Origin of the sequence: Sporosarcina sp. NCCP-2716 (assembly GCF_023707985.1) — a bacterium.
Classification (GTDB): Bacteria; Bacillota; Bacilli; order Bacillales_A; family Planococcaceae; genus Sporosarcina.
Window position 1 is genome coordinate 122,861 of record NZ_BRCF01000009.1, and the last position, 23,233, is coordinate 146,093.

At 55.5% G+C, this 23,233-nt stretch carries 20 protein-coding genes; 7 read left to right on the forward strand and 13 right to left on the reverse strand.

Annotated elements, in window-relative coordinates; translation table 11 throughout:
* Positions 1-5 precede the first annotated feature (5 nt).
* Genes NFU03_RS13410 through NFU03_RS13420 form a run of 3 tightly spaced genes read right to left on the reverse strand, consistent with a single transcriptional unit; the run spans position 6 to position 3,947 of the window.
* A complete protein-coding gene (locus tag NFU03_RS13410; protein ID WP_251639451.1) occupies positions 6-2,618 on the reverse strand; it encodes a YfhO family protein in 2,613 nt (870 codons plus the stop codon).
* Positions 2,618-2,998 (reverse strand): GtrA family protein, encoded by a 381-nt coding sequence (locus NFU03_RS13415; RefSeq protein ID WP_251639453.1) that lies wholly within the window; start codon positions 2,996-2,998, stop codon positions 2,618-2,620. The genes NFU03_RS13410 and NFU03_RS13415 overlap by 1 nt, the downstream gene beginning before the upstream one ends.
* Entirely contained in the window at positions 2,976-3,947 is a 972-nt protein-coding gene (locus tag NFU03_RS13420) for a glycosyltransferase family 2 protein (protein WP_251639455.1), read from the reverse strand. Before NFU03_RS13420 ends, NFU03_RS13415 begins: the two co-directional genes overlap by 23 nt.
* 259 nt (positions 3,948-4,206) lie before the next feature.
* Between NFU03_RS13420 and guaD the strand changes: the two genes are divergently transcribed.
* The 3 genes from guaD to NFU03_RS13435 all read left to right on the forward strand — a co-directional run bounded on the left by guaD (position 4,207) and on the right by NFU03_RS13435 (position 8,604).
* A complete protein-coding gene (gene guaD, locus NFU03_RS13425) occupies positions 4,207-5,571 on the forward strand; it encodes a guanine deaminase (RefSeq protein ID WP_251639457.1) in 1,365 nt (454 codons plus the stop codon).
* Positions 5,572-6,004: 433 nt separating this feature from the next.
* On the forward strand, positions 6,005-6,847 hold the full coding sequence (locus NFU03_RS13430) for a gluconate 2-dehydrogenase subunit 3 family protein (RefSeq protein WP_251639459.1): 843 nt from the start codon (positions 6,005-6,007) through the stop codon (positions 6,845-6,847).
* Positions 6,848-6,858: 11 nt separating this feature from the next.
* The gene (locus NFU03_RS13435; protein WP_251639460.1) at positions 6,859-8,604 is read left to right on the forward strand and encodes a GMC family oxidoreductase; all 1,746 of its coding nucleotides are present in this window, start codon (positions 6,859-6,861) and stop codon (positions 8,602-8,604) included.
* Positions 8,605-8,939: 335 nt separating this feature from the next.
* Here NFU03_RS13435 and NFU03_RS13440 read toward each other — a convergent pair whose 3' ends face one another.
* Positions 8,940-10,892 carry a cation:proton antiporter gene (locus tag NFU03_RS13440; RefSeq protein ID WP_251639462.1) on the reverse strand — a complete coding sequence of 651 codons (1,953 nt, stop codon included), beginning with the start codon at positions 10,890-10,892 and terminating at the stop codon, positions 8,940-8,942.
* A gap of 209 nt (positions 10,893-11,101) precedes the next feature.
* Here NFU03_RS13440 and NFU03_RS13445 point away from each other — a divergent pair, with 209 nt between their 5' ends.
* Complete coding sequence (locus NFU03_RS13445) at positions 11,102-11,596, forward strand: DinB family protein (protein ID WP_251639464.1); 495 nt, start codon at positions 11,102-11,104, stop codon at positions 11,594-11,596.
* A gap of 51 nt (positions 11,597-11,647) precedes the next feature.
* Here NFU03_RS13445 and NFU03_RS13450 read toward each other — a convergent pair whose 3' ends face one another.
* From NFU03_RS13450 to NFU03_RS13460, 3 genes are all read right to left on the reverse strand, one after another.
* A complete protein-coding gene (locus NFU03_RS13450; protein ID WP_251639465.1) occupies positions 11,648-12,775 on the reverse strand; it encodes a DHHW family protein in 1,128 nt (375 codons plus the stop codon).
* Between the two features lie 26 nt (positions 12,776-12,801).
* Positions 12,802-14,226, reverse strand: coding sequence for an MBOAT family O-acyltransferase (locus NFU03_RS13455; protein ID WP_251639467.1), 1,425 nt, complete (start codon positions 14,224-14,226; stop codon positions 12,802-12,804).
* Between the two features lie 67 nt (positions 14,227-14,293).
* A complete protein-coding gene (locus NFU03_RS13460) occupies positions 14,294-14,851 on the reverse strand; it encodes a DUF4358 domain-containing protein (protein ID WP_251639470.1) in 558 nt (185 codons plus the stop codon).
* Positions 14,852-15,157: 306 nt separating this feature from the next.
* On the opposite strand from NFU03_RS13460, the gene NFU03_RS13465 reads away from it, so the two are divergent.
* Positions 15,158-16,504 carry a glucose-6-phosphate isomerase gene (locus tag NFU03_RS13465; RefSeq protein ID WP_251639472.1) on the forward strand — a complete coding sequence of 449 codons (1,347 nt, stop codon included), beginning with the start codon at positions 15,158-15,160 and terminating at the stop codon, positions 16,502-16,504.
* Between the two features lie 288 nt (positions 16,505-16,792).
* On the opposite strand, the gene NFU03_RS13470 is transcribed toward NFU03_RS13465, so the two are convergent.
* From NFU03_RS13470 to NFU03_RS13495, 6 genes are all read right to left on the reverse strand, one after another.
* Positions 16,793-17,602 carry a YqhG family protein gene (locus tag NFU03_RS13470; protein ID WP_251639473.1) on the reverse strand — a complete coding sequence of 270 codons (810 nt, stop codon included), beginning with the start codon at positions 17,600-17,602 and terminating at the stop codon, positions 16,793-16,795.
* 12 nt (positions 17,603-17,614) lie between these two features.
* Positions 17,615-19,141, reverse strand: a complete 1,527-nt coding sequence (locus tag NFU03_RS13475) for a DEAD/DEAH box helicase (RefSeq protein WP_251639475.1) — start codon at positions 19,139-19,141, stop codon at positions 17,615-17,617.
* Positions 19,142-19,528: 387 nt separating this feature from the next.
* A complete protein-coding gene (locus NFU03_RS13480) occupies positions 19,529-19,900 on the reverse strand; it encodes a hypothetical protein (RefSeq protein ID WP_398290405.1) in 372 nt (123 codons plus the stop codon).
* 68 nt (positions 19,901-19,968) lie between these two features.
* Complete coding sequence (locus NFU03_RS13485; protein ID WP_285835451.1) at positions 19,969-20,793, reverse strand: DUF817 domain-containing protein; 825 nt, start codon at positions 20,791-20,793, stop codon at positions 19,969-19,971.
* The gene (locus NFU03_RS13490; RefSeq protein WP_251639477.1) at positions 20,786-21,004 is read right to left on the reverse strand and encodes a helix-turn-helix domain-containing protein; all 219 of its coding nucleotides are present in this window, start codon (positions 21,002-21,004) and stop codon (positions 20,786-20,788) included. Before NFU03_RS13490 ends, NFU03_RS13485 begins: the two co-directional genes overlap by 8 nt.
* 10 nt (positions 21,005-21,014) lie before the next feature.
* Complete coding sequence (locus NFU03_RS13495; protein WP_251639479.1) at positions 21,015-21,494, reverse strand: DUF2975 domain-containing protein; 480 nt, start codon at positions 21,492-21,494, stop codon at positions 21,015-21,017.
* A 280-nt stretch (positions 21,495-21,774) separates the two neighbouring features.
* Here NFU03_RS13495 and NFU03_RS13500 point away from each other — a divergent pair, with 280 nt between their 5' ends.
* Positions 21,775-22,068, forward strand: coding sequence for a transposase (locus NFU03_RS13500; protein WP_285835452.1), 294 nt, complete (start codon positions 21,775-21,777; stop codon positions 22,066-22,068).
* 11 nt (positions 22,069-22,079) lie between these two features.
* Positions 22,080-22,967 (forward strand): IS3 family transposase, encoded by an 888-nt coding sequence (locus NFU03_RS13505; protein ID WP_251639551.1) that lies wholly within the window; start codon positions 22,080-22,082, stop codon positions 22,965-22,967.
* The last annotated feature ends 266 nt before the right edge of the window (positions 22,968-23,233 follow it).

Here is a 23,233-nt window from a genome sequence, read left to right on the forward strand (position 1 = left end):
ATGCCTCAGTTGCGAGGCGTCCCCTTTTTTCTAGTGAGCAGCCGGAAAACAAGCAGCAGTCCGGCCGTGATGACCGCCAGCAGAAGCGAGATTCCAAAGTAGGGCGGGTAATACGTCAGTTCGATCGTATTCACCCCCGGCCCGATCCGTATGCCCGTAAAGGCATAATTCGCCTTTTCGATAGCAATCCGTTCGCCGTTCACCTTGGCGCGCCACCCTTTTTCATAAGGGATCGGCATAACGGCATACGGATCAGCATCCACGTTATCGAGCCGGATACTAGCACGGCCGCCTTTCCATTCCACGTCAGGCGGCGGCACGGCAGCACTCCGCTGCCCGGCGCGTTTCAACGTTTCGTAGTCCTCTGCGTACAGCGCCAGATCGCGCAGCGTGTAGGTCCCCTGCGGCATACGGATCCGGATGGTTTCATCGGAAGGGATCCTGATGGACAGATCATAGACGCGTGTCCGGTAAATCGAGTCGATCCGTTTGCGGGTCGTCCGGTAGTCGTTGACCGTCATGGCGAATCCCTGATCCGCCTCGGTACGCTTCAAGTACATCGAGACGTACATGTCTTCCTTCAGGAGCGATCGGTCTTTCACATGGAGGTCGAGTCCGCCGTTCTCACCGGTCACGACGAGTGTATCGCCTACATACTCGGCGTTCACCGGTTTGACGTCCGCCTGTCTGATCAGATCCGTCACTTCCGGCGCCCGTTCCGTATCTCCTGATGCATTTTCCAAGATGATGCCGTCCAGCATGGCATGCTCGCGTGCGAGGGCTGGTGAATCCGCCAATTCGGCTTCCGTATAGACACGCCCCGCTGTCCGGACGAACGGCAGGCGGTTGCTGCTCTCGTAAGCCCGGTAGTCGTCCTGCTCCGCAACTTCCCGGAATCCGTACGGCACCGGATTCCCGTGCTCGCCGCGTACAGCATACACGCCGTTCAGCAAGCTGTACAGATTCGCCCGGCCGCCCAGCCCCGCATAGCGGCTGACACTTTCGCGGCCCATGTCGATCGACAGGTCATCCCAGTAGAAGTGCAGGAGATTCTTGTTCAGCAGGCTTGAATACATGCTCATCCCGAGGAAATCCTGGACGATCGGCGTATTGTTGCGGAGTCCGATCATCCAGTCGAACCGGGCGAGTTCATCGGGATCATCCGCGGAAAGCCGCTGAATCATTTCGCGCGGTGCTGCAGCGTTGTAGCCGTCACTCGTCAGAAACGATTTCGGCACGCCCTGCCCCTGCACCTGGCCGACGTCTGTATTGTCGAGTGCGAGCTTCGTTTCCTGGTAAAGGATCACCGTGACAAGAGCAGCGGCCAGCACGGCCAGGTACAGTGCCCCGTCCCAATGCTTGAACTGACGGACCGCAGCGAGCAGCGCAAGGGCGCAAATGACGAACAGCAGCACGATCAGGCTGTCCGAATATAGGCTTCCCCCGCCTCCGCGGTCGACTATCGTGAATATGGCGTAGAGCCCGATGGCCCCTGCTGCTGCCACCGCGATATCCTTCACGCGGAGCGTTTTCCAATATTGCAGCGTGCAGGCAGCCGTGCCGCCTGCCACCAGCATGAGCATATGCTCCCACCGGTACTGTGGCGCGGATAATCCGTTGAACAGACTGCCGGCCGCAGGGCTTTCGTGCAGGACAGCAAGCATCGTTGTCAGCAGCGCGAACAGACGGAACAGCCTGTTTTTGTAAAGCGGAAACAGCAGCAGGGCGACAACGGCAATCGCAGGAAGGACGACCACCCTGCCGTCTGTCAGGAAGTTGTCGTGCATCCTGAACAGCGGAATCTCCCCTTCAAAAGGAGGCCGGTAGTTATTCAGATAGCCATAGACCGCCGGCACGAAAAACGGTGCGCTCAAAGCGGCGCCCGCAATGCCGCCAACGATGAATTGGATCATCTGACGCAGCTTGCTCACGTCCCGTCCTGCAATCGGGATGAACCAGCGGAACACTATGTAGATGAATGTCAGCAGGAAATTGACATACGCGAAATAGAAATTGTCCGCCATGGACAGCATGACGGCAACGACGAAGACAGCCGGTTTTCCGGAGCGCATGATCCGCTCCGCCCCGATCAGCAGCAGCGGCAAGAACAACATCGCATCCGCGAAAAATTCCCAATACGTCACATGCCGGAAATAGAGCACGCTGACGCTGTACAATACCGCCCCGGCATACGCGTAGCGTGTGCGGAGACCTAGTTGACGGAAAAAAACGACCGCCAGCAGCTGGATCACCGTGAGCCGGATGATGCTGACGAAAACGGTCGCGTCCGCCCAGTACTGCAGCGACGGATCGACAGCGCCCGCCCATTCAAGGCAGACCGTCACAGCGGCAGTGAGCAAAAAGACGACAGACGTCGAAAAGTAGTAGCCGAGCTGGGAGAAGATCCCGCCCCCGAAGCCGAACCGTTCCGAGTAGAAGTAGTTCCCGTCGCGCATCGATTCGTATAGGAAGTGCTTGAACGGCACCATTTGGGACATCCCATCATTCGCCCCGATCAAATAACGGCCATGCAGCCATTCAGACAGCATGAAACCGTGCGCTGCCACGGACACAAGCAGGGCGGCAGCCGTCACGATCAGCCAATTCCGTTTCGTCATCATGCCGACTTCAGCACCTTTCCTGTAACGATGAAGGTGACTGGCACCGTGACGATCAGCGCGGCCAGCGGAGCGATCGTGCTATTCATACCCAAGCCGTCGACGAGCAGGAAGAGCAGCACAGCAGTCACTGCGATATTGACAAGCTGCGTGAGCGGATACATAAGAAACTTCTTCCACGTCGGCTTCACTTTGTACGTCACATAGCTATTCAGGAAAAACGAAATGATCATGCTTAAAATGACCGCACCGAAATGCGCGATCATGTAAGGCAGACCGAGCCCTTTCAGCCCGGCCAGGTAGAACAGATAATAGGTTGCTGTATTCACGACGCCTACTATGGCGAATAAGATGAATTCACGAGCTTCGAATTTTGGCATGGGACAGTGGCTTTCCTTTCACCTCGGCGCTTGTCCGCTGAACGAGATAATGCGGCCGCTTTTTCGTTTCATTGTAGATCCGTCCGACGTATTCCCCGATGATTCCGAGCGACAGGAGCTGGACGCCGCCGAGGAACAGGACTGCGGAAATGATCGTAAAGTAACCGGGCACCTCGACCCCGTGGCGGATGATTCCGACGAGCGTTACGAGTATATAAGAAACGGCGAGGAACAGACTGAACAGGCCTGCATAGAAGCAGAGCCGCAGCGGTTTGGTGTTGAACGAGACGACCCCGTCCACCGCGTAATTGACGAGCTGTTTGAACGACCACTTAGTCTCTCCGTGCTGCCGGGTGACATTATCGTAGCAGATCGTCTTCTGCTCCAATCCGATCCAGGAGTAGAGCCCTTTCGAGAACCGGTTGCCCTCGCTCAGCTGCAGCAGGGAATCGACAGCGCGGCGGCTGAGCAGACGGAAGTCCCCCTCGCCGTCACGCAGCTCCACATCGACCGCTTTGTTGACGCCCCAGTAATACATGCGGGAGAGCATCGACCGGAACTTCGCATCCCCTTTCCGGTTGCGCTTCGCAATTACCTGATCATATCCTTCATCGTAGCCGCGAAGCAGCTTCGGAATCAGGTCAGGCGGATGCTGCAGGTCCGCATCCATCAAAATGACGGCATCCCCTTTGGCACTTTCGAGGCCTGCCAGGATGGCCGCTTCTTTCCCGAAATTCCGCGTGAACGAAATATATTCGACTTCCGGATACATGAGCACCGCTTCCCGAATCTCTTCCATCGTGCCGTCACTGCTGCCATCATCGACGAACACCAGCTCATACTGGCGTTTGGAAAAGGCCATCGTGCGGCGGAGCGCTTCTATCATGGGATGTATATTACCTTCTTCGTTATAGGAAGGGATCACGAATGAAATCAACTGATCTTTCATTCCGCGCACCTGCTTTCTCATAATATGCCAGTCTAGTCTTCTACACATACCCTGTTACCGTTATTCCACTCCTTCCGGCGAATAAAACATCTATTCCGATTACTCCAGAAGACTGATGCCACTCTGTCATGGATCCCTATTCACGATCAAGACGTCAGACGAATGATTTTATCTATAAATATTTTAATATTCGGTTGTCAATCGGCTTTACAACGTGCATACTGAACAATGCATATACCTGCCTTAAGGAGGACGAACGATGAGTTATGATAAAGTTTTTCTTGCCACAGCATTCACGAGCCGTTCCAAAAAAGAAGTGGACGTACTGGAAGACTGCTTGTTCTGCATCGATAAAGAAGGAATGATCGCCCGCATTGCCTATCCGGGAGACAGTGATTATGAAAAGATCCTGAGCGGCTACGGACAGACGGAGCACTTCACGAGAATCCCGTCAGGTTCCTACCTCCTGCCCGGCTTCGTCGACCTGCACTGCCACGCATCGCAATGGGCGCAGGCCGGCACCGCGCTCGATATCCCGTTACATGATTGGCTGAATACGTACACATTCCCGTCGGAGTCGAAATTCAGTGACCTCGCATACGCCGACATGGTCTATACGGACGTTGTCAAAACACTTCTCGCAAACGGAACGACGACGGCGCTGTATTTCGCGACGGTCCATAAGGAAGCGAGTATCCGGCTCGCCGAAATCTGTGCAGAACGAGGACAGCGCGGTCTCGTCGGCAAAGTCGTCATGGATCTGGAGACGGAATGCCCGACGGATTACCGCGATGCGGACTCAGCGACCGCACTCCGCGACACAGAGGAATTCATCCTCAAAGTGAAAGAAGTGGGACGCACGGCGAAACAGGGCGTCTACCCCGTCGTCACGCCCCGGTTCGTCCCCACTTGTACGGATGAAGTGCTCGAAGGACTTGGCGCACTTGCCGCAAAATATGATACGCACATCCAATCCCACTGCAGCGAAAGTGACTGGGCGCACCAGCATGTCCAGGAACGCTTCGGCAAGAATGACGCTGAAGCACTGGACGGTTTCGGTCTTTTGCAGGACAAGTCCGTCCTCGCCCACTGCAACTTCCTGTCCGATTCGGATGCGGAATTATTCGCAGAAACCGGAAGCGCCATCGCCCATTGCCCGGTCTCAAATGCGTACTTTGCGAACAGCGTCATCCCAATCAACCGCTTTTCCGCGATGAACGTCGACATCGGCCTCGGTTCCGACATTTCAGGCGGATTCTCTCCAAGCCTGTACGATAATGCGCGGCAGGCCGTCATGTCGTCCCGCATGCTAGAGGACGGAGTCGACCCTCGGCTTCCTGCAGAGGAGCGCGGCACAGCAAATTCGCGTATCACGATTGCGGAATCCTTCTACCTCGCGACTGCTGGCGGCGGGGAAAGCCTGAGCCTGCCGATCGGACGGCTGGCAGAAGGATATGCATGGGACGTCCAGTGTCTCGATCCGTCCGCCGAATCCGCGCGGATCCCTCTGTTCGATGCTGATGAACCGCTGATCGACGTCTTCCAGAAGATCATGTATCTGGCACGCCCGCAAAATATCCGCAGCGTATGGGTGCAGGGTGAACTCGTCCATTCCCTCAGTTGATCCGGAAGGCCCTCGCTGACGGAGGAAACTGCACAAAATCTTTCCCGGAAAGCAGTCTAACTATTTGCTAAACGGGTATACTTAGGCAGCAAGCTGACAACATTGAAACGCCCCCCTTTTCCAGTGCCTGTAACGTTTGGGGGCACTTGTACAGGTTCTTCCGGCAAACGGATGCCCTGCACGCACATTCGCTAGGTAATTTGTCCAATTTATTTCGCTTCCCGAGATATTCCCGGCGGAAATTGTTATACTTAACAACTGTAGATTTTAAGCCAGTGATAGACCGGGCAATCCGTAACGCTGACAGGCGCCGCAGCATTGGAATTTTTCCCGTATTATACGATTCTTTTTTTGTTACCGCGCCTATTTAGATGTTCGACCGATGCCCGCTGCTCCACAATCTGCAAGTCCTATTACAAAGGAGGAATCGACGATGGCTGAAACGCAAGATCCGAAGAAACCAGGCAGCAACATGAGCCGGAGGAATTTCCTGAAGAACACCGGCCTGGTTGCCGGCGGACTGATCGGCGGAGGACTGTTCGGAGGTCTGATCACGAATCAGATGAAGAAACCTGCCAACAACGGCAAGAAACCGGCAGCTACTGCGAACCATGACATGGACGCCCGTACGTTCTTCAGTCGCACCGATGATTTCGAAACACTCTCTGCTGCGACCGAGCGGCTCTATCCGGAAGACAAAAACGGACCAGGCGCTATCGCTCTCAGTGTCCCGTACTTCATCGACCGTCAGCTCGCTGGGGATTGGGGTTCGAATGCCCATGAATACATGAAAGGGCCGTTCCCGCAAAACCAGGAATCCGCGTACTACGAAAACCAAAGCAAGGACCAGAACAAGCAAGGTCCGAACGCGGATGTCCAAACACCGACTCCGACACCACGCTACCAGACCCGCATGAACCGCGGCGAAATTTTCCGGGAAGGTGTGAAAACCCTTCAGGACGTGGCAAACACGAAGCACAAGAAAAAGTTCGCGGAGCTGGAAGGCGAACAGATGGATGCCATCCTCACAGATTTCGAAGAAGGCAAAATCCGCATGAACGGAATCGACTCAATCGCATTCTTCAACTTGCTGCTCCAGACGACCGTCGAAGGCGCATACGCGGATCCCGTTTACGGCGGAAACCGCGATATGGCAGGCTGGAAGATGAAAGAATACCCTGGTCCGCGCATGGGCTACCTCGGTCAGATCGAAGACGAGGAATTCGCTGTCATGAAACAGGAAAGCCTGCGCGATTATCAGGACATGTGGGGATAGGAGGAAGCTAAATGGCTAAGAAACTTGAAAAAGTCGACGTCGTCGTCGTCGGCAGCGGCTGGGCAGGCGGAGTCGTCTCTGCAGAAGTTGCGAAAGCGGGCTATAAAGTCGTCACGCTCGAGCGGGGGAAACCCGTCGACCGCCAAGACTATATCGGGGTGAAAGACGAACTCCGCTATACAGACCGTTATGAAATGATGCAGAACCTTGCACCTGAAACAATCACTTCACGAAATACACTGGAGGAAGAAGCACTGCCAGTCCGTACACGGAACGAAATGATGGCCGGTACAGACCTCGGCGGCGGAAGTGTCCACTGGGCGGGTGCTACGTATCGCTGGAGACCGATCGATTTCCAATTCCGCACCAAAACGGTCGAGCGCTACGGGGAGAAGAAAATCCCTGAAGGCATGATCAGCCGTGACTGGGGTATCACGTACGAAGAGATGGACCCATATTACGACAAATGGGAGAAAACAGCCGGCATTTCAGGCGAAGAAGACCCGCTTGGAGAGAAACGTTCCAATCCGTGGCCGAACCCGCCGATGAAAGAATCCCCTGCCGTCAAGCTGTTCAAGGAAACGACGAAGAAGATGGGCTACCACCCATATCAGGTCGCTTCTGCGAACTTGTCGCAATCTTATACGAACCCTGACGGCGAAACGATTGCACAATGTATGTTCTGTTCGTTCTGTACACAGTACGGCTGTGACTTCGGAGCGAAATCAGATCCGCTCGTCACCGTCATCCCGACTGCCGTCAAAACTGGCAACTGTGAAATCCGCACACATTCCCTGGTCCGCCGTGTCCTGCACGAAAACGGCAAGGCGACCGGCGTCATGTATGTCGACCTGCGAACTGGCCTCGAATACATCCAGCCTGCGGACGTCGTCGTGCTCGGTGCGTTCTCGTTCACGAACAACCGCCTGCTTCTTCTTTCGAAGATCGGCAAGCCGTATGACCCAGTCAAACGGACAGGTGTCATCGGGCGGAACTTTAACGGACAGTTCAACATCACGTTCCTCGGCGCACGCGGCTTCTTCGAAGACAAGAAGTTCAACCTGTTCATGGGAGCAGGCGCACTCGGCGGCGCGCTCAGCGACTTCGCCGGCGATAACTTCGACCACTCCGACGTCGACTTCATCAACGGAGGCGGCATCGAAATCCGTCAGTACGGCCACGGCCCGATCGCGACGAACAAAGTACCGCGCGGAACGAAGCAATGGGGACCTGAGTTCAAGGACAAGTCCCTCCATTACACGAACCGCAGCCTCGTCGTCTGGTACACACCAGCCGTCATGTCGTGGTGGCACAACTATACGTCCCTCGACCCGACGTATACGGACGAATTCGGCGATCCGCTTCTCCGGATCACGAACAAGTACACGGATCACGACAAGGCGATGGCCAAGTTCGGTATCGAGAAGTGTACGGAAATCATGGAGAAGATGGGTGCAGACATCGTCGATCCAGACGAAATCCCGGAAGAATTCGATCACATCTACGACGGCGGCCACTATGCCGGCGGCGTCAGCATGGGAGAAGACCCGGCAACATCTGCAGTCAACAACTACTTGCAGCTGTGGGATATGGAAAACCTGTTCGTCGTCGGCGGATCGGCATTCCCGCAATTCGGCGGACACCACCCGACTGCAACGATCGGCGCACTCAGCTACCGTGCTTCAGAAGGCATCATCAAGTACTTGAAAGAACCAAAATTGCTCACGCAGCCGAAAAAAGCAGCTGCCAAAGCATAATTCCATACGAAAAGGCTGTCCGGAGTCAGTTAACTGACTCCGGACAGCCTTTTTTGTGTTGGGGCGGTGTGGGTAGTGATCATAAAAGCGGAGAAACGCTCATAAATTTCGAATTCCGCTCATAAAACTCGGAAAGCGCTCATAAATCCCGATTTCCGCTCATAAAACTCGGAAAGCGCTCATAATTCCTGATTTCCGCACATAAAACGCGGAAAGCGCTCATAATTCCTGATTTCCGCTCATAAAACGCGGAAAGCGCTCATAAATCCCGTTTTCCGCTCATAAAACGCGGAAAGCGCTCATAACCTCACGCCGCCCTCCGCTCCCCTGCCCGTTCAATCCTGCAGCTGGATGCTGTTTTCGATGGCGAGCAGGTTTTCGCGATGCTGCTTCATCTCACCGCGGGTAATGTCCCCACGCTCGAACGCCGCCTGAATGTAGGCCCGCTCGACTTGCAGCGCGTAATCGACCCATTCGTGCAGATGGTGGGCCGCCTCTTTCGGCAGCCCGATGCCGCCCATCCGCTCGTAATTCAGCAGGAACCCTTCAACCAATTCCGGTGAGAACTGGCCGTCCTGCAGCGTTTTCAGCTTGTCCATTACATAATCGGACGTGCTGTGCATGAGGATCAGCCGCTGTTCCTTGCGCTGTTTCGGAGACAGCGGTTTCACTTTCAGCCCATGCAAATAGCGTCGGGCGAGGCGGGTATAGAAGAAGTTCGATCGGTATTGCTTCAATTTCGTCAGCCGGTACAGCCGCATATTCAGCCGGCGCAGGATCGGGAATGCAATCTGCAGCCGCACACGCCCTTCCCTCACCAGCTCGGCGGTATGCTCCAGCTGCCATTCCAGGATCAGCCGGCGCAGCTGCTGTTCATTTTTGCTCAGATCAAGTGTATTGGTCAGCGTAAAGATGCGGTCGTTGTAGATTTTGATGACCCGGCCGATCGACTGCCGGTTCTCTTTCGTCCGGTGCTTGCGCAATTCGTCTTTCACATGACGCAGCATGCCGATTTCCCACGTGTGATCATCTTCCAAAGTTCCCGGATCGAGTTTCGGCGCAAACAGATGCAGTGTGAAATTCGCCAGCAGCAGTGTCAGGAGAATGACCCCTCCGGCGATGAACAGCAGGAGATCCCGTTCACCAAACGGCGTCCCATCGCTTAAGAACAGCGGCAGGGACAGCACACTGACGAGGGTGATTGTCCCCCGCACGCCGGCGATCGTGTACAGCAGCGTATCGGCCGCCCGCTGCTTGCTCAGCACGACGGACGTACTCTGGAAGTTGTTGAACAGCCCGATCCAGACGAACCGGAGGCCGAGCAGACCGGCCGTCACCGCCAGGATATAGCCGATGAGCGTAAAGATATGAGTCACGCCGTCCCGCAGTACGGCTTCCACGATATTCGGCAGCTGGGTGCCGAGCAGGACGAAGACAATCCCATTCAGACTGAACGTGATGACCGCCCACGTACTGCGCGACAGCAGTTTCAGCTGCGCTTCCTCAGGGTTCAGCCTGCGGAATGTCAGGGAATGGACGAGCCCCCCGCTGACGACCGCCAGGATGCCGTTCACGCCGACGTGTTCAGCGATGACGAAGATGAGGAACGGCAGTAACACTTCCATGAGGATGAACGAAATGCTGTTCTCAATCCCGAGATTCCGGAGCCAGCGCATGAGTCCGATCTTGAGCAGCGTCAGTACCGCACCGAGGAGGATGCCGCCCGTTGAGATGAGCAGGAAGGTCGTCCCTGCGTTGAACAGCGAAAACGTGCCTGTCAGCAGTGCAGCGACCGCGAACTGGAAGGATACCAGGCCGGACGCGTCGTTGATGAGCGACTCGCCTTCGAGTGTGTGCATGATTTTGTTCGGCACACGCACTTTTTCTGCGAGCGCCTGGACAGCGACGGCGTCCGTCGGGGCGAGCGCTGCGGCCAGGGCGAACGCCGCCGCGATCGGGATTTCCGGAATAAGCCAATGGACAAACCAGCCGAGCAGGCCGACCGTTGCGAACACGAGGCCGATCGACAGGGAGAGGATCGACTTCCGTTCCCCCCAGATCGCCTGCTTGTCGACATTCACGCCGTCGTTGAACAGAATCGGGGCGATGAACAGCAGCAGGAACAGCTCGGGGCTCAGTTTAAGGGAATGGTCGGACAGCGGGATCGCCAGGATGATGCCGAGCGCCACTTGAATGAGCGGCACTGCGATGGACGGAAGAAAGCGGTTGAAGACGTTAGAGAGGAACACCGCGGTGAGCATGAGCAATATGACTTCAAAGATTTCCAAAGGTTCACCTTCTTCATTGAGTAGGATTGTGTAGTCGGGGCTGCTGTCAGGTCTGACCGCTCCTTTACTGTAGGTTGATTATAGCGGAATTCAGCTGGCTGCAACAGCAATCTACCCGGGATGCCGGATATTGGTAAGCCTGTCCGCTCGCTATTTGTTCAGCCCCCCTTTAAACTGGAATTATTCGCAACACTAGGAGGAGTGATGGTATGAAGGTGAACGAGGAAGCACGTGAAACGCTTTGGAACACAGTCGAGGGGATCAGCGATGACGACTTGAACTGGAAACCGGCAGAGGATCGCTGGTCCATCCGGCAAGTGATGGAGCATATCCACCTCATGGAAGGTGCCGTCGCAAAAACGATCCAGGCGGAAGTGAAGAAAGAAGCCGGCGATCCGGTCGCTGAAAAGCCGATCGAGCGGACTGTCGACCGGTCGACGAAAGTGGAAGCGCCCGGTTTTGCCGTCCCCGGTGATTCATTCATGACGAAGGCCGAGCTGCGCGCAAAACTTGACGGTTCCCATCAGCTCCTGCGGCAGACCGAAGAGTCGATCCCAGCCGAGGAACTCGAAGTCCGCTCGTACCCTCATCCGGTATTCGGTGAGATGAACCTCACACAGTGGATCCCGTTCGCCGCCTACCACGAACTCCGTCACATCGATCAAATCAAAGAAGTCGCCGAGGAACTGGACCGGCGTCCGTAATGAATCTTAAAAAGCCGGCACCCACGCGTGGGATGCCGGCTTTTTCGTTTGTCATTGCCGGAGCCAGATCAGATTCTGATCGTCGGCGAACGTGGCGATATTATAGAGGATGAGCACGTCGTCGATGCCTTCCTCTTCGATCAGTTTCCTCATACTGCGGTGGTCATAGCGCAGGTCCACCATTTCGATCTGCCCGTAATGATTCGCAAGGAACGGCACGAACGAATGGGCGTACGAGTCTTTGATCACCAGCAGTTTGCGGTCATTTGACGCGGAGGAACGGATCGTGACAGCGCGGTGATTGCCGCCGAGGAACAGCGAATATTTATCGCGCTTGTCCAGGAACGACCAGTCATATAGGGAGTCCATGCCGGATCCGTCCCCGTCGTAATCGACGCGGTACGTCATTTCGAACTTCGGCAGGAACACATCGAGCGGCTCAGCGGAAATCGACGGGTCGTTCGCCTTGGCGTCGAAGGTCCCTTTGAAGCTGTTCGAAACGGTCCGGATATCGAACTCTTCCTTACCGTACGGAGTCAGTCCCATCTCCGCGGCGGCCGCCCGGTATGCAGCATAGGCGCCCTGCACTGTCCAGTGGTGGTCCGTCCGGAAGTAAATCTGCCCACTCTTATCCGCCTGCAGTGCAGCCGCCGCGTCGATCCAGGTCACCCCGTCCCCTGTCAGGGCTTCCGCTTTCCGGATGGCCTGCACTTCGTCATCCGTCTGCGCAAATGCCGGCAGCTTTTCCGGATACATACCGACCGATGTCGGCGCGAGCAGGCCGAAGACACGGACATCCGCGGGCAGTCCCCCAGCGAACCGGGCGAGGCTTTCGCTGTTCGCCGCAAGCTGCCCGGCAGTTGGACGGAACGGCTCCAGCAGATAGCCGTCCTTGCCGTAGAACACGCCGTTGTTGTCCTGTTTCAAGGTCAGCTTCTGGGCGGACGCTTTCACACCCGTCCAGAACCGCTTGGACACGAACTGATCGCTCAAGTACGTCTCCATCTCCTTCGTATAATCGCCCGAGACGATGCGCTCCCACGTAATACACGGAAGCTGCTGGAGCACGCGGTTTTCATCTTCCGAGAAGCTTTTGTCTTTTGACAGGACAGTCAGCAGGCCGAACGTCAAAAGGAAGCCGCAGAAGATGATCACTGCAGCGTAATCGGTTTTCTTCACCGAACCCCCTCCTCTCCTCTTGTTGATCAAAACCGGAAATACAGGAACGGATTGAACGAATCGTCGACCAGGTAGGCGGTCGCGAGCATCAGGATCACTACAAGAAAGACAGCCTGTACGGCGAGCTGCACAGATTCTTTCCGCAGCAGCCGACTATTCGCAGCCTGCTGTTTCCAAAAGCGCGCAGCAAGCGGCGTCGACAGCAGAGCGGCGGCTGCTAGCAGCAGACCGTTCGTGTACGCATCATACAGGAACGCGGAGTCCGCGAACGGCCGGCCGCCGAACCCGAGCATGATGCGCGCGAACTGCCAGCCGTCGCGGATATCCTCGAAGACGAACAGCACCCAGCTGAACAGCACGGCGAGCAGCAGGTACAGGTGCTGCACGGCCCGCGGCAGCCTATCGAGGAACCGGAGCAGGCCGGCCCGCTCCGCTGCGATCAGCGCGCCGAAATACAATCCCCATAGGACGAAATTCCAGCTTGCCCCGTGCCATAAGCCCGTCAGCCCCCAGACGACGAACAGGTTGCGGTACAGCACCCATTTGCCGCGCCGGCTCCCGCCAAGCGGGATATAGACGTAATCGCGGAACCAGCCGCCGAGTGTCATATGCCAGCGCCGCCAGAATTCCGAAGCGCTCCTCGCGATATACGGATAGTTGAAGTTCCGCGGAAACTCGAAGCCGAACATTTTGCCGAGACCGACCGCCATGTCCGAATAGCCGCTGAAGTCGAAGTAGATCTGCAGGCCGAATGCCGTAATGCCGAGCCAGGCGGACAGCACGCTCAGTTCGTCGAAACCCTGGCTCTGGATGGACGACCACAGCTGTCCCGCCTGGTTCGCGATGAGCACTTTCTTGCCGAGCCCGATCGTGAAAATCCTGGCGCCCTCCGCGAACTGGCTGACCGTCGTCTTGCGGTGCATGAGTTCCCGCTCGATCTCCTCGTAGCGGACGATCGGTCCGGCGATGAGCTGCGGGAACAGCGATACGTATAAGGCGAACGTGACGATGTTCCGCTGCGGCCGGACCGTCCCCCGGTAGACGTCGATCGCGTACGACATCGTCTGGAACGTATAGAACGAAATACCGATCGGCAGCGGCAGATCGAGCGGCTGGAAGCCGGTCCCCGCTGAACTGTTCACGATGCCGACCAGGAAGTCCGCATATTTGAAGAACGACAGCACTGCCAGATTGACGGTCAGCGATGCGATCAGCCCCGTCTTCGCGAGTGCCGGCCGATGGTCACGGTACCGGCCGATGAACCGGCCGATCGCATAATCCGCCACTGCGGAGAAAATCATCAGCACGATGTAGACCGGCTCCCCCCACGCATAGAAGAACAGGCTGACGGCAAGAAGCACCGCGTTCTTCAGCGGCCGCGGACTTATGTAATAGATGACCAGGACAGCAGGCAGAAAGAAAAACAGGAATGTCAGACTGCTGAATACCATGGGCTCCCCCCTTTACGCAAAAAAGCGCACCGCGAGGCACGCCTTCCGCCCATTGCTCATCCGGCTGTCAGTCCATTTGGTCATGGAAGACCTTCTCGATGCCCGCCGGATCGGTGTACGTCACGTACAGCAAGTATTTCCCCTTCGTGACGATCTTGTTGGCTTTCACCTTGTCAAACTGCTCCGGCAAGTACTGTTCCCACGTCTGTGTCTGGGCAGCCAGTTCGTTTTCAAGTGATGCTTTCAAGTCAGCGACGTCGTCTTTCGACTTCGCCTCCAGCAAAATGATCTCATCCGCATTCACGTTCATGAGAGCGGCGATCACCGTTCCGTTCGCAAGTTTCTCAGGATCCAGTTTCATCTTCTCCGTCCAGATGCCGGGAGCCGGATCGTCACCGGATGTGTCGGTCAAGTCGGCTTCCAAATAGAGCCGGCTCCAATCTTCGACACCATCCGCTTTATGATCTTCCGCCAGTTTCTCTTTTAGCGCCGTCAGGACATCCGCGAATTCCGGTTCCTTCGGCTCGGTGCCGGCTCCGCTGCCCTGTTCGTCTTTCGACGTCGTACCGCATGCCGTCAGCACCATCGCCAACAGCAGCACAGAAATCGTCAACAACTTTTTCATGAATACCACTCCATTTTTTCAAGTTTTGCTTTCAAGGAAGTAGTCGGCTGAACGAAGGAAAAGTTTCACTTCGGCTCGCGCCGGAATTAATCCTGGAGGTCCATCAATCCGTTCCACCCCTCCCCGGATGTTTTGGCCGTCCGGTAAGAGGGAATTTCCAAGCAAGCAAGGCTGCGGATACCTTTTCGTTCCGAACTTCATTATACTTATGGAAATGCTTATCGGTTTTATTGTAACCCATTGTACTGAATGCGGGTGACTGTGTCATCGTTTGCACAGCAGCCGTTCATTAAAGGAGAATTGTCCATGCCTATCACATTTGACGATACGAATGCCCGTCCGTTCATCGGCCGAGGGGCGGTTGACGCTTTCACGGAGCCGGTGGCAGCTGCACATGCGCGCCTGCATGCCGTGCCCGACGACGAGCAGGTGCTCGGCTGGGTCGACTGGCCGAAAAACTATGACCGGCAGGAATTCGCACATATACAGACGGCTGCGGAACGGATCCGCAAGCAGTCGCATGCGCTCGTGGTCATCGGGATCGGCGGTTCGTATTTAGGTGCAAAAGCCGCAATCGAGGCGCTTGGCCATACGTTCCGCAACCAGGCGGACGGCGAGATGGAAATCTACTTTGCCGGCCACAACACGAGCGCGCGTTATCTGATTGACCTGCTCGATGTGCTGCGCGGCAAGGAAGTGTCGGTCAATGTCATTTCGAAGTCCGGGACGACGACGGAGCCCGCCCTCGCTTTCCGGATTCTGCGGGAATATATGGAGAACCGATACGGAGAAGAGGAAGCACGCAAGCGGATCTATGTGACGACGGACGCGGAGGAAGGGGCGTTATTGCAGCTGTCCGATGAAAAAGGATACGAGACGTTCGTGATCCCTGCGGACATCGGCGGCCGGTATTCCGTACTCACGCCGGTCGGACTGCTGCCGATGGCGGTGGCAGGACTCGACATCGAAGCGATGATGGCGGGTGCCCTGGCGGCTTGCGAGCGGTATGGAATCGGGAATCTTGCGGAGAATCCGTGCTATCAATATGCCGTCTGGCGCAATCTGCTGCATGCGGACGGCAAATCTATCGAACTGCTGGCCGTGTACGACCCGGCGCTTGAATACGTGGCAGAGTGGTGGAAGCAGCTGTTCGGCGAAAGTGAAGGGAAGGAAGGCAAAGGCCTGTTCCCGGCATCGGTCACGTTCACGACCGATCTGCACGCGATCGGCCAGTATATCCAGCAGGGGCCCGAGCTGTTCATCGAGACCGTCCTGCAAGTGACGAAGCCGTCCGTCGACTGGACGATCGGCGAGGACCCGGCTAACTTGGACGGGCTCAATTTCCTGTCAGGCCAGACGCTGAACGAAGTGAACGAACAGGCTTCCCGCGGCGCGACGCTTGCCCACGTGGACGGCGGCGTGCCGAACATGCGGATCGAGATGGAAGAGTTGGATGAATTCAACTTCGGTGAGCTGATCTACTTCTTCGAGAAAGCGTGCGCCATGAGCGGCCTGCTGCTCGGCGTCAACCCGTTCGACCAGCCCGGTGTGGAGGCGTACAAGCGCAACATGTTCGCGCTGCTCGGGAAAGAAGGGTTCGAGCGGGAGCGTGCCAATCTGCAGGCGCGCATGCAGGCGGCGAACCTGGAGTGATTTTGATGGAAGGAAGTGATGGAAGGTACCTGTGCGCTACACAATTCAGACACTATTCGGAATAGTGTCGAAGTTGTGTGACGCACAGGTACCCTTTTTTACGGTTTTGGGGTGGTTTATGAGCGGTTTTCGAGATTTATGAGCGATATTTCTATTTTATGAGCGGTTCCACAGATTTATGAGCGGTTTTCCTGATTTATGAGCGTTTTTCCGTTTTTATGATCGTTTTCGCAGATTTATGAGCGCTTCCCTATTAATCAGCGCTCCCCCACCCCGCAGCGGCAATCTTCACCCGCCGCTGCGGTTTTTCACGAGGCCGCTGTGCAGATAGAACAGTCCGCCGTTGATCACTTCCACTGAAACGGAGACGGCATACTGCTCCTCGATCGCCTGCCGCTCCGATTCGTAGCTTTCGGGCACTTCTTCGTCGTCTGCGTAGAAATAATCGAGCACGCGGAGATCGCGGACCCGTCGCTGCGCGGCTTCGCCCATCCATGCGTGATCATCTTCGCGGATGACGCGGTCGAGAAGGTCTTCGAGCCGGCCGACCGCGTTGTTCGGATGGATGATGTACGGCAGATAATAGGTGTTCGCCGGGATTGCCGCTGTCAGGTCCAGCTCGCGCACGGTCGGCTGGAATCCGTCGATGACCGCTCCATTCATCAAGTTCATGCCGAGCGAATAGAGCGATTCCTTCGTCCGATCGCTCGCATAGGTCACTTTGCAGTTCATGCCGAGCCAGGGAGTCAGCGTCACTTGCGCGGTCTGCCCGGCCGCCGGTTTCTCGTACAGCTGCACGTATGCCCCCTGCTCCTTCGTCACATCGAACAGCTGGTGCAGCCGCGGCGATCCGAAATGGATCCGTTCGCCGGGCATATCGCCCGAAAACAGCTTCGGATCCGTGATCATCGTCAGCTCCGCGGGGCGCGGTTCCGCACCGATGCTCTCAATATAACTCCAATAATACGGCCGGTTCATGAGCCGTTTGTCCATTGCCGCCGTAAGCTGGACGGTCAGCTGACCGCCCGCGTCGACCACCCGGCATTCATTTTCTTCAAAAAACTGTCGGATGTACTGATGGATCCGCTGCTCATTCATATGCATTCCCCTTCACGAGATCGATCTCTTTGAGTCTGTCAAAATGTCATCGAGTTCCCCGACCACCTGCTCGAATACGCCGAGTTTTTTCTCGAGCAGTTCGACCATCTGATCTTCCACCGTTTCCTGCACTGCCAAGTTGTAAATGTGAACATCCTCTGTCTGGCCGAGCCGGTGGACGCGGCCGATGCGCTGTTCGAGTTTCATCGGATTCCAAGGCAAGTCGTAGTTGACGACATGGTGGCAAAACTGCAGGTTGAGCCCTTCACTGCCGGATTCCGTGGCAATCAGCACTTGCGCTTTCTGCTGGAAGAGCTGTTTCATCCACTCCCGTTTGTTTTTGTTGAACTTGCCGTTGAACAGCACGCTCGTAATCCCCTGCTGATGAAAATACGCCTGCAGGTAGACTTGGGTCGCCCGGTATTCCGTGAACACGATCACTTTGTCGCCCGCCTTCCGAATCAGCTCCGCTGTCATTTTCGCTTTGGCATGGATGCCCGATTGTGTCAATTTCAGCAAAAGCTGTTCCATCTCGTGACGAATGTCCGGATCCCCCGTTTCCTTCGCGATCTTCTCGAGCGTCATCACCGCGGCCAGCGGACTGCTGCACAGTTCGCGCTGCAGCGTCAGCCGTGTGAATGAATCCCCGACCGGCAAATTGGACACGTGATTGTATACCTCCCGCTCGTCCGCTGAAAACACGGCCGGCAATATCCGGACATGGCGGTTGGTCCACGTGATTCCTGTGTCGTCCCGGCTGTTGCGCACCATCACCTGCTGGATAAGCTCCCTCAGAAACTCGTCTTCTTCAACGTGGTGTTTGCTTGCCGAAAATACGCGCTGGAATGTCTCCAAGTTCCCGAGATGCCCTGGTTTCAGCAGGGAAATCAGGTTGAACAGTTCGAACACATCGTTCTGGATCGGCGTTGCCGTCAGCAGCAGGCAGAACTTCTTCTTCATCTGCTGGACGAACTCGTAGTTTTTCGTCTTCGGGTTTTTCAGCTTGTGTGCCTCGTCGATGATGACTAGATCATATTCCTGCGCGCTGATCGCTTCCCTATGAGGGCTCCGTTTCGCCATGTCGATGCTCGTGACGACGATCGGGCAGTGATCCAAGTTATATTTTTTATTGTACGCCATCGCGGGGATATGAAATTTCGTGTTCAGTTCCGCCAGCCACTGGTTCGTCAGCGAAGCCGGCGCCAAAATGAGCGCCTTCTTCACCACCCCGCGGATCAGATATTCCTTCAGGATGAGGCCGGCTTCGATCGTCTTCCCGAGTCCCACTTCATCCGCGAGAATCGCCTTGCCGTTCATGCGCTCAATGACCGTCTCCGCCGCCTCCAGCTGGTGGGGGTAGGCGGTCAGATTGGGCAGATGCCGCGGACATTGGAGACCGTGGAACTCGGGGATCAACTTCGCCTGTTCCGCCTCATAGCACAGCTGATAGAGCGTCCAGTTGTCCCACGGCCGGCGCTGCTCCAGCCGTTCGGCAAACCCTTCTTTCCATTCGGACGATCGCCGGATTTCGATTTCCATCGCCGCATCCCTCCTTTGGCCTCATCCTGCCCATTTTCACGGAAGATTAACACCCTGGTGCTTGCGTCTGGATGAGCGCAGTCTGAATGGGGGGAAACGCTCAAGCATCAGGTTGAAGCGATCAAGCACAGCGAGAAACGATCAAGCAGCAGGCTGAAACGCTCAAGTACGGCGAGAAACGATCAAGCGTCAGGCTGAAACGCTCAAGTACGGCGAGAAACGATCAAGCGTCAGGCTGAAACGCTCAAGCAAGGCGAAAAACGATCGAGCATCAGGCTGAAACGCTCAAGCAACAGATTGAAACGCTCAAGCCACCAATTTCAACCAACAAAAAAACGCATCAGCCGGATAGCCGATGCGCTCTCAACATTGAATTTCTTTTACGTCTTAATCCAGATCCTCGTCTTCCATTCCAAAGTCGTGCTCGCCCATATAAATGATGCCGAGTGCATAATCGATATGGATCGGCCATTCATAGGGGACGGACAAACGCGCTGCGACACCGCGCCAAAAGTCACTGGACTCCTGCTCGAAGTCCTGGAAGTCTTTCAGCAGTTCCTTGTACGACGAGCCGTCGAACTGGATATTCATGTCTTGCAGTCTCATGAATGCAATATGGCGCACTTCAAGCGATGCCGCTTTGTCCATCTCTTCCTGCGTCGCCTCTTCCAAGATCACTCCGGGCGGCGGTGCGGAAGTGTAGACGTTATCCAAGCCTTCCTCCATTTCCAACTCGTTCTCATTGAAACCGTTTCGCATGCGTTCATCCTCCTTCACTATTTGCGCCAGTATACCCGTTCACATCCCGCTAAGCAACTTTCTGCCAATCACTCCACCGGCCTCGCCTCTTTCACCCGCTTCAGACTCGCGACAATCAGGAAACTCACGATGACGAGCAGCAGCCACGAGCTGATTTTACCGATATGCACGAGACTCCACGCATCCGCCTGGTCAGGATACTGCCAGGCACCGAAAAACGTCGCAATGTTTTCAGCGATCCAGATGAAGAAGCCGATCAGAGCAAACGACAGGACAATCGGCATCCGGTGGTGCACCCCGTTCACGCTGTATCGGACGGACGCTCGGCGGAACACGACGAGGACCGCCGCGAACAGCCACCAGCGGATGTCGATCCAGAAATGATGGACGAAGAAGTTCAAATAAATGGATGAGGCCACGGTCACGACGAGCGCGAAAGGCGGCCAGTTCACCAGCCGGACATCGAGCCGCCGCCACGCCTGACACAAGTAGCTGGCGACGCTCGCGTACATGAAACCGCTGTAGAGCGGCACACCGAACACTTTCGAGTACCCCTCTTCCGGGTACGACCACGAGCCCATATTGACTTTGAAGATTTCCAGCGCCAGCCCGATCAGGTGGAACAGCGTAATCACCTTCAGCTCGTCCCTCGTCTCCAGTCCCGAACGCACCATCCACACTTGCATCCCTAAAAACAGCAGGAGAAGCCAGTCGTAGCGCGGCAGCAGCGGCAGCGGAACCCACTGCGTGAGCGCAAGGGAACCGAAAATGACGACCGGAAATACGCAGGACATCGCCTGCTGCCAGCCAAAGTTCAACAATTGTGTAACGGGTCGGTTGGCTTTGCGGAGAAGAAACGGGTTCCGGGGGGCCGTCAATTGCTTGTTACTCATTCTCATCGCCCTCCCGGTATTCCAGAATGTCTCCCGGCTGGCAGTCGAGCGCCTGGCAGATCCCTTCCAGCGTCGAGAACCGGATCGCTTTCGCTTTGCCGTTTTTCAGGATAGATAAATTCGCCATTGTGATGCCCACCTTCTCCGACAGCTCCGTCACACTCATCTTCCGTTTCGCGAGCATCACATCGATATTAATGATTATTGACATAGCATTCACCTCAGACCGTCAATTCGTTTTCTTGTTGGATGGTGATCGCATGCTGCAGCAGCTTTTGCAGGACAGCCGCGAACACAGCGACTACCATGGAGCCGAAGATAATGGCAAGGCCGATGACCAGAAGTCCCGGTGCGTCGTCGGCATCTGCCATCCGGTACAGCAGCGGCAGGAACAGCACATAACAAGCACCAATCAGCATTGCGCACAGTTTTATATTCCGAAGCACCGTCACGGAAGCGTCGGAAAACGCCGTCCCATGGTCAATGAATGCCAACAGTTTCATCGTCTGCCAAAGCGCCGCAAAGTAGATGAGTGCAGTGATATAAAGACCTGCCAGGAAAGGATACTGCAAAAATGCCCAGTCCGGAACAAGCTCTGCAAAGAACTCGGCGATTTGCGGTGCTAAAAAGATACAGAGCGCCAGAATCGGTAGTGCCATGAGCACAAGCGTTATTTTCAAAAAGAGCGTTTCACGTTTCAAACCGAACACCTCATTTGCATGGATTGCTATTATCTTAACCGTTTATTTATCGTTAATCAATAAATAATTGACGCTTTGCAATAAATCATAACGAAACTGGCGACAGTCCATGCACGGGATTCCGTCGGGGAGGCGAACCGCTCCATTCGCGCCCATAACCGCTCGTTTCTCCTGTTTAACCGCTCCATTCCCACCGCTAACTGGTGCTACCATAGAAAACGTACACAACAGCGTTCCTTTTTGTTATATTCAAACTACTTGAAATGAGGTTGTGTACACCATGGGAAAACATCAGACACAAGAATTTAAATTGTACATCTGTCGGTTGGTGATTGAAGAAGGCCGGAAGATGACCGAGCTCTCCTACGAAACAGGAGTCGCACTGGGGACCATCCGAAAATGGGTGGCGAAACACCGGCAGTCAACCCAGACGGAGCGGAAAGAGGAAGGCATGGCGACCCCCGGCGACATCGAAAAGAAGCTTCGCAAAGCTGAAAAAGAAGTCGAGGACTTGAAACAGGAGAACGAAATTTTAAAAAAGGCTATGCATGTCTTCGTGAAAAGCCAGTCATAAGGTACCAGTTTATTGAAGCGAATGTAGACAAGTACAGTGTGGCGAAGATGTGCAAAGTACTGGATGTTTCGACAAGCGGCTACTACGAATGGAAACGGCGGCCGCTGTCAAAAGAATGGCAAGCACGTAAGGAAAAACGGGAGGCGCTGAAGCAGGACATCGCTATCTTCTACCACATGAACTACGGCACTTATGGCAGTCCCCGGATCCATCAGGATCTGCTGGAGATTGGCTACCTGGTCAGCGAAAGCTATGTCGGTCAGCTGATGAAGGAGATGGGAATCGCCGCGATAACGCAGCGGAAATTCGTGACTACCACAGATTCGAATCATGACAAGGCGGTCTATCCGAACCTGTTGGACCGGCAGTTTACCGTCCCGGAGCTGGACACCGTCTGGGTGGCGGACATCACGTATATCTACACCAAGGACGGCTGGCTCTACCTGGCCAGTGTGATGGATCTCTGTTCCCGGCGAATCGTCGGCTACACGATGAGCGAGTCGATGAAAACAGAACTTATCAGTTCGGCGCTCAAGAAGGCGCTGCTTCTGCGGCAGCCGAAGAACGGATTCATGCATCACTCGGATCGTGGCAGCCAGTACTGTTCCAAGGAGTATGTCGAGCTTCTAGAGTCGCGTGAAGTGCAGATCAGTATGAGCCGGAAGGGCGACCCCTATGACAATGCCTGTATCGAGTCGTTCCATGCGACCATCAAGAAGGAGCTGGTGTATCAATGGGGCCAGGTGACACGCGCGCAGGCTCGTCGGGAAATCACCCGATACATTGATGAATTCTACAATGCGAGGCGCCGGCACTCGACGCTGGACTACCTGTCGCCGAATTTATTTGAGGCGAAAAAGCGTGAGGAAGAACGTGCACGACAGGCGCTCATTTCGTAACCCTTTAGACGGACAAGGAGAATAATTCCAACGGAATCATTCTCCTTGTCTGTCCCACCAAGTAAAGCGCGGTAGCAACATTTCACAAAAAGCACTCCTTTTTAGGTGTACGTTTCTTGACGGAAGTCCATAACCGCTCATTTCCTCCGTATAACCGCTCCATTCCCGCCGCTAACCGCTCATTTCCCACGCCTATCCGCTCCATTCCCACCGCTAACCGCTCGTTTCCTCCGCATAACCGCTCCATTCCCACTCCCCCACGTGAT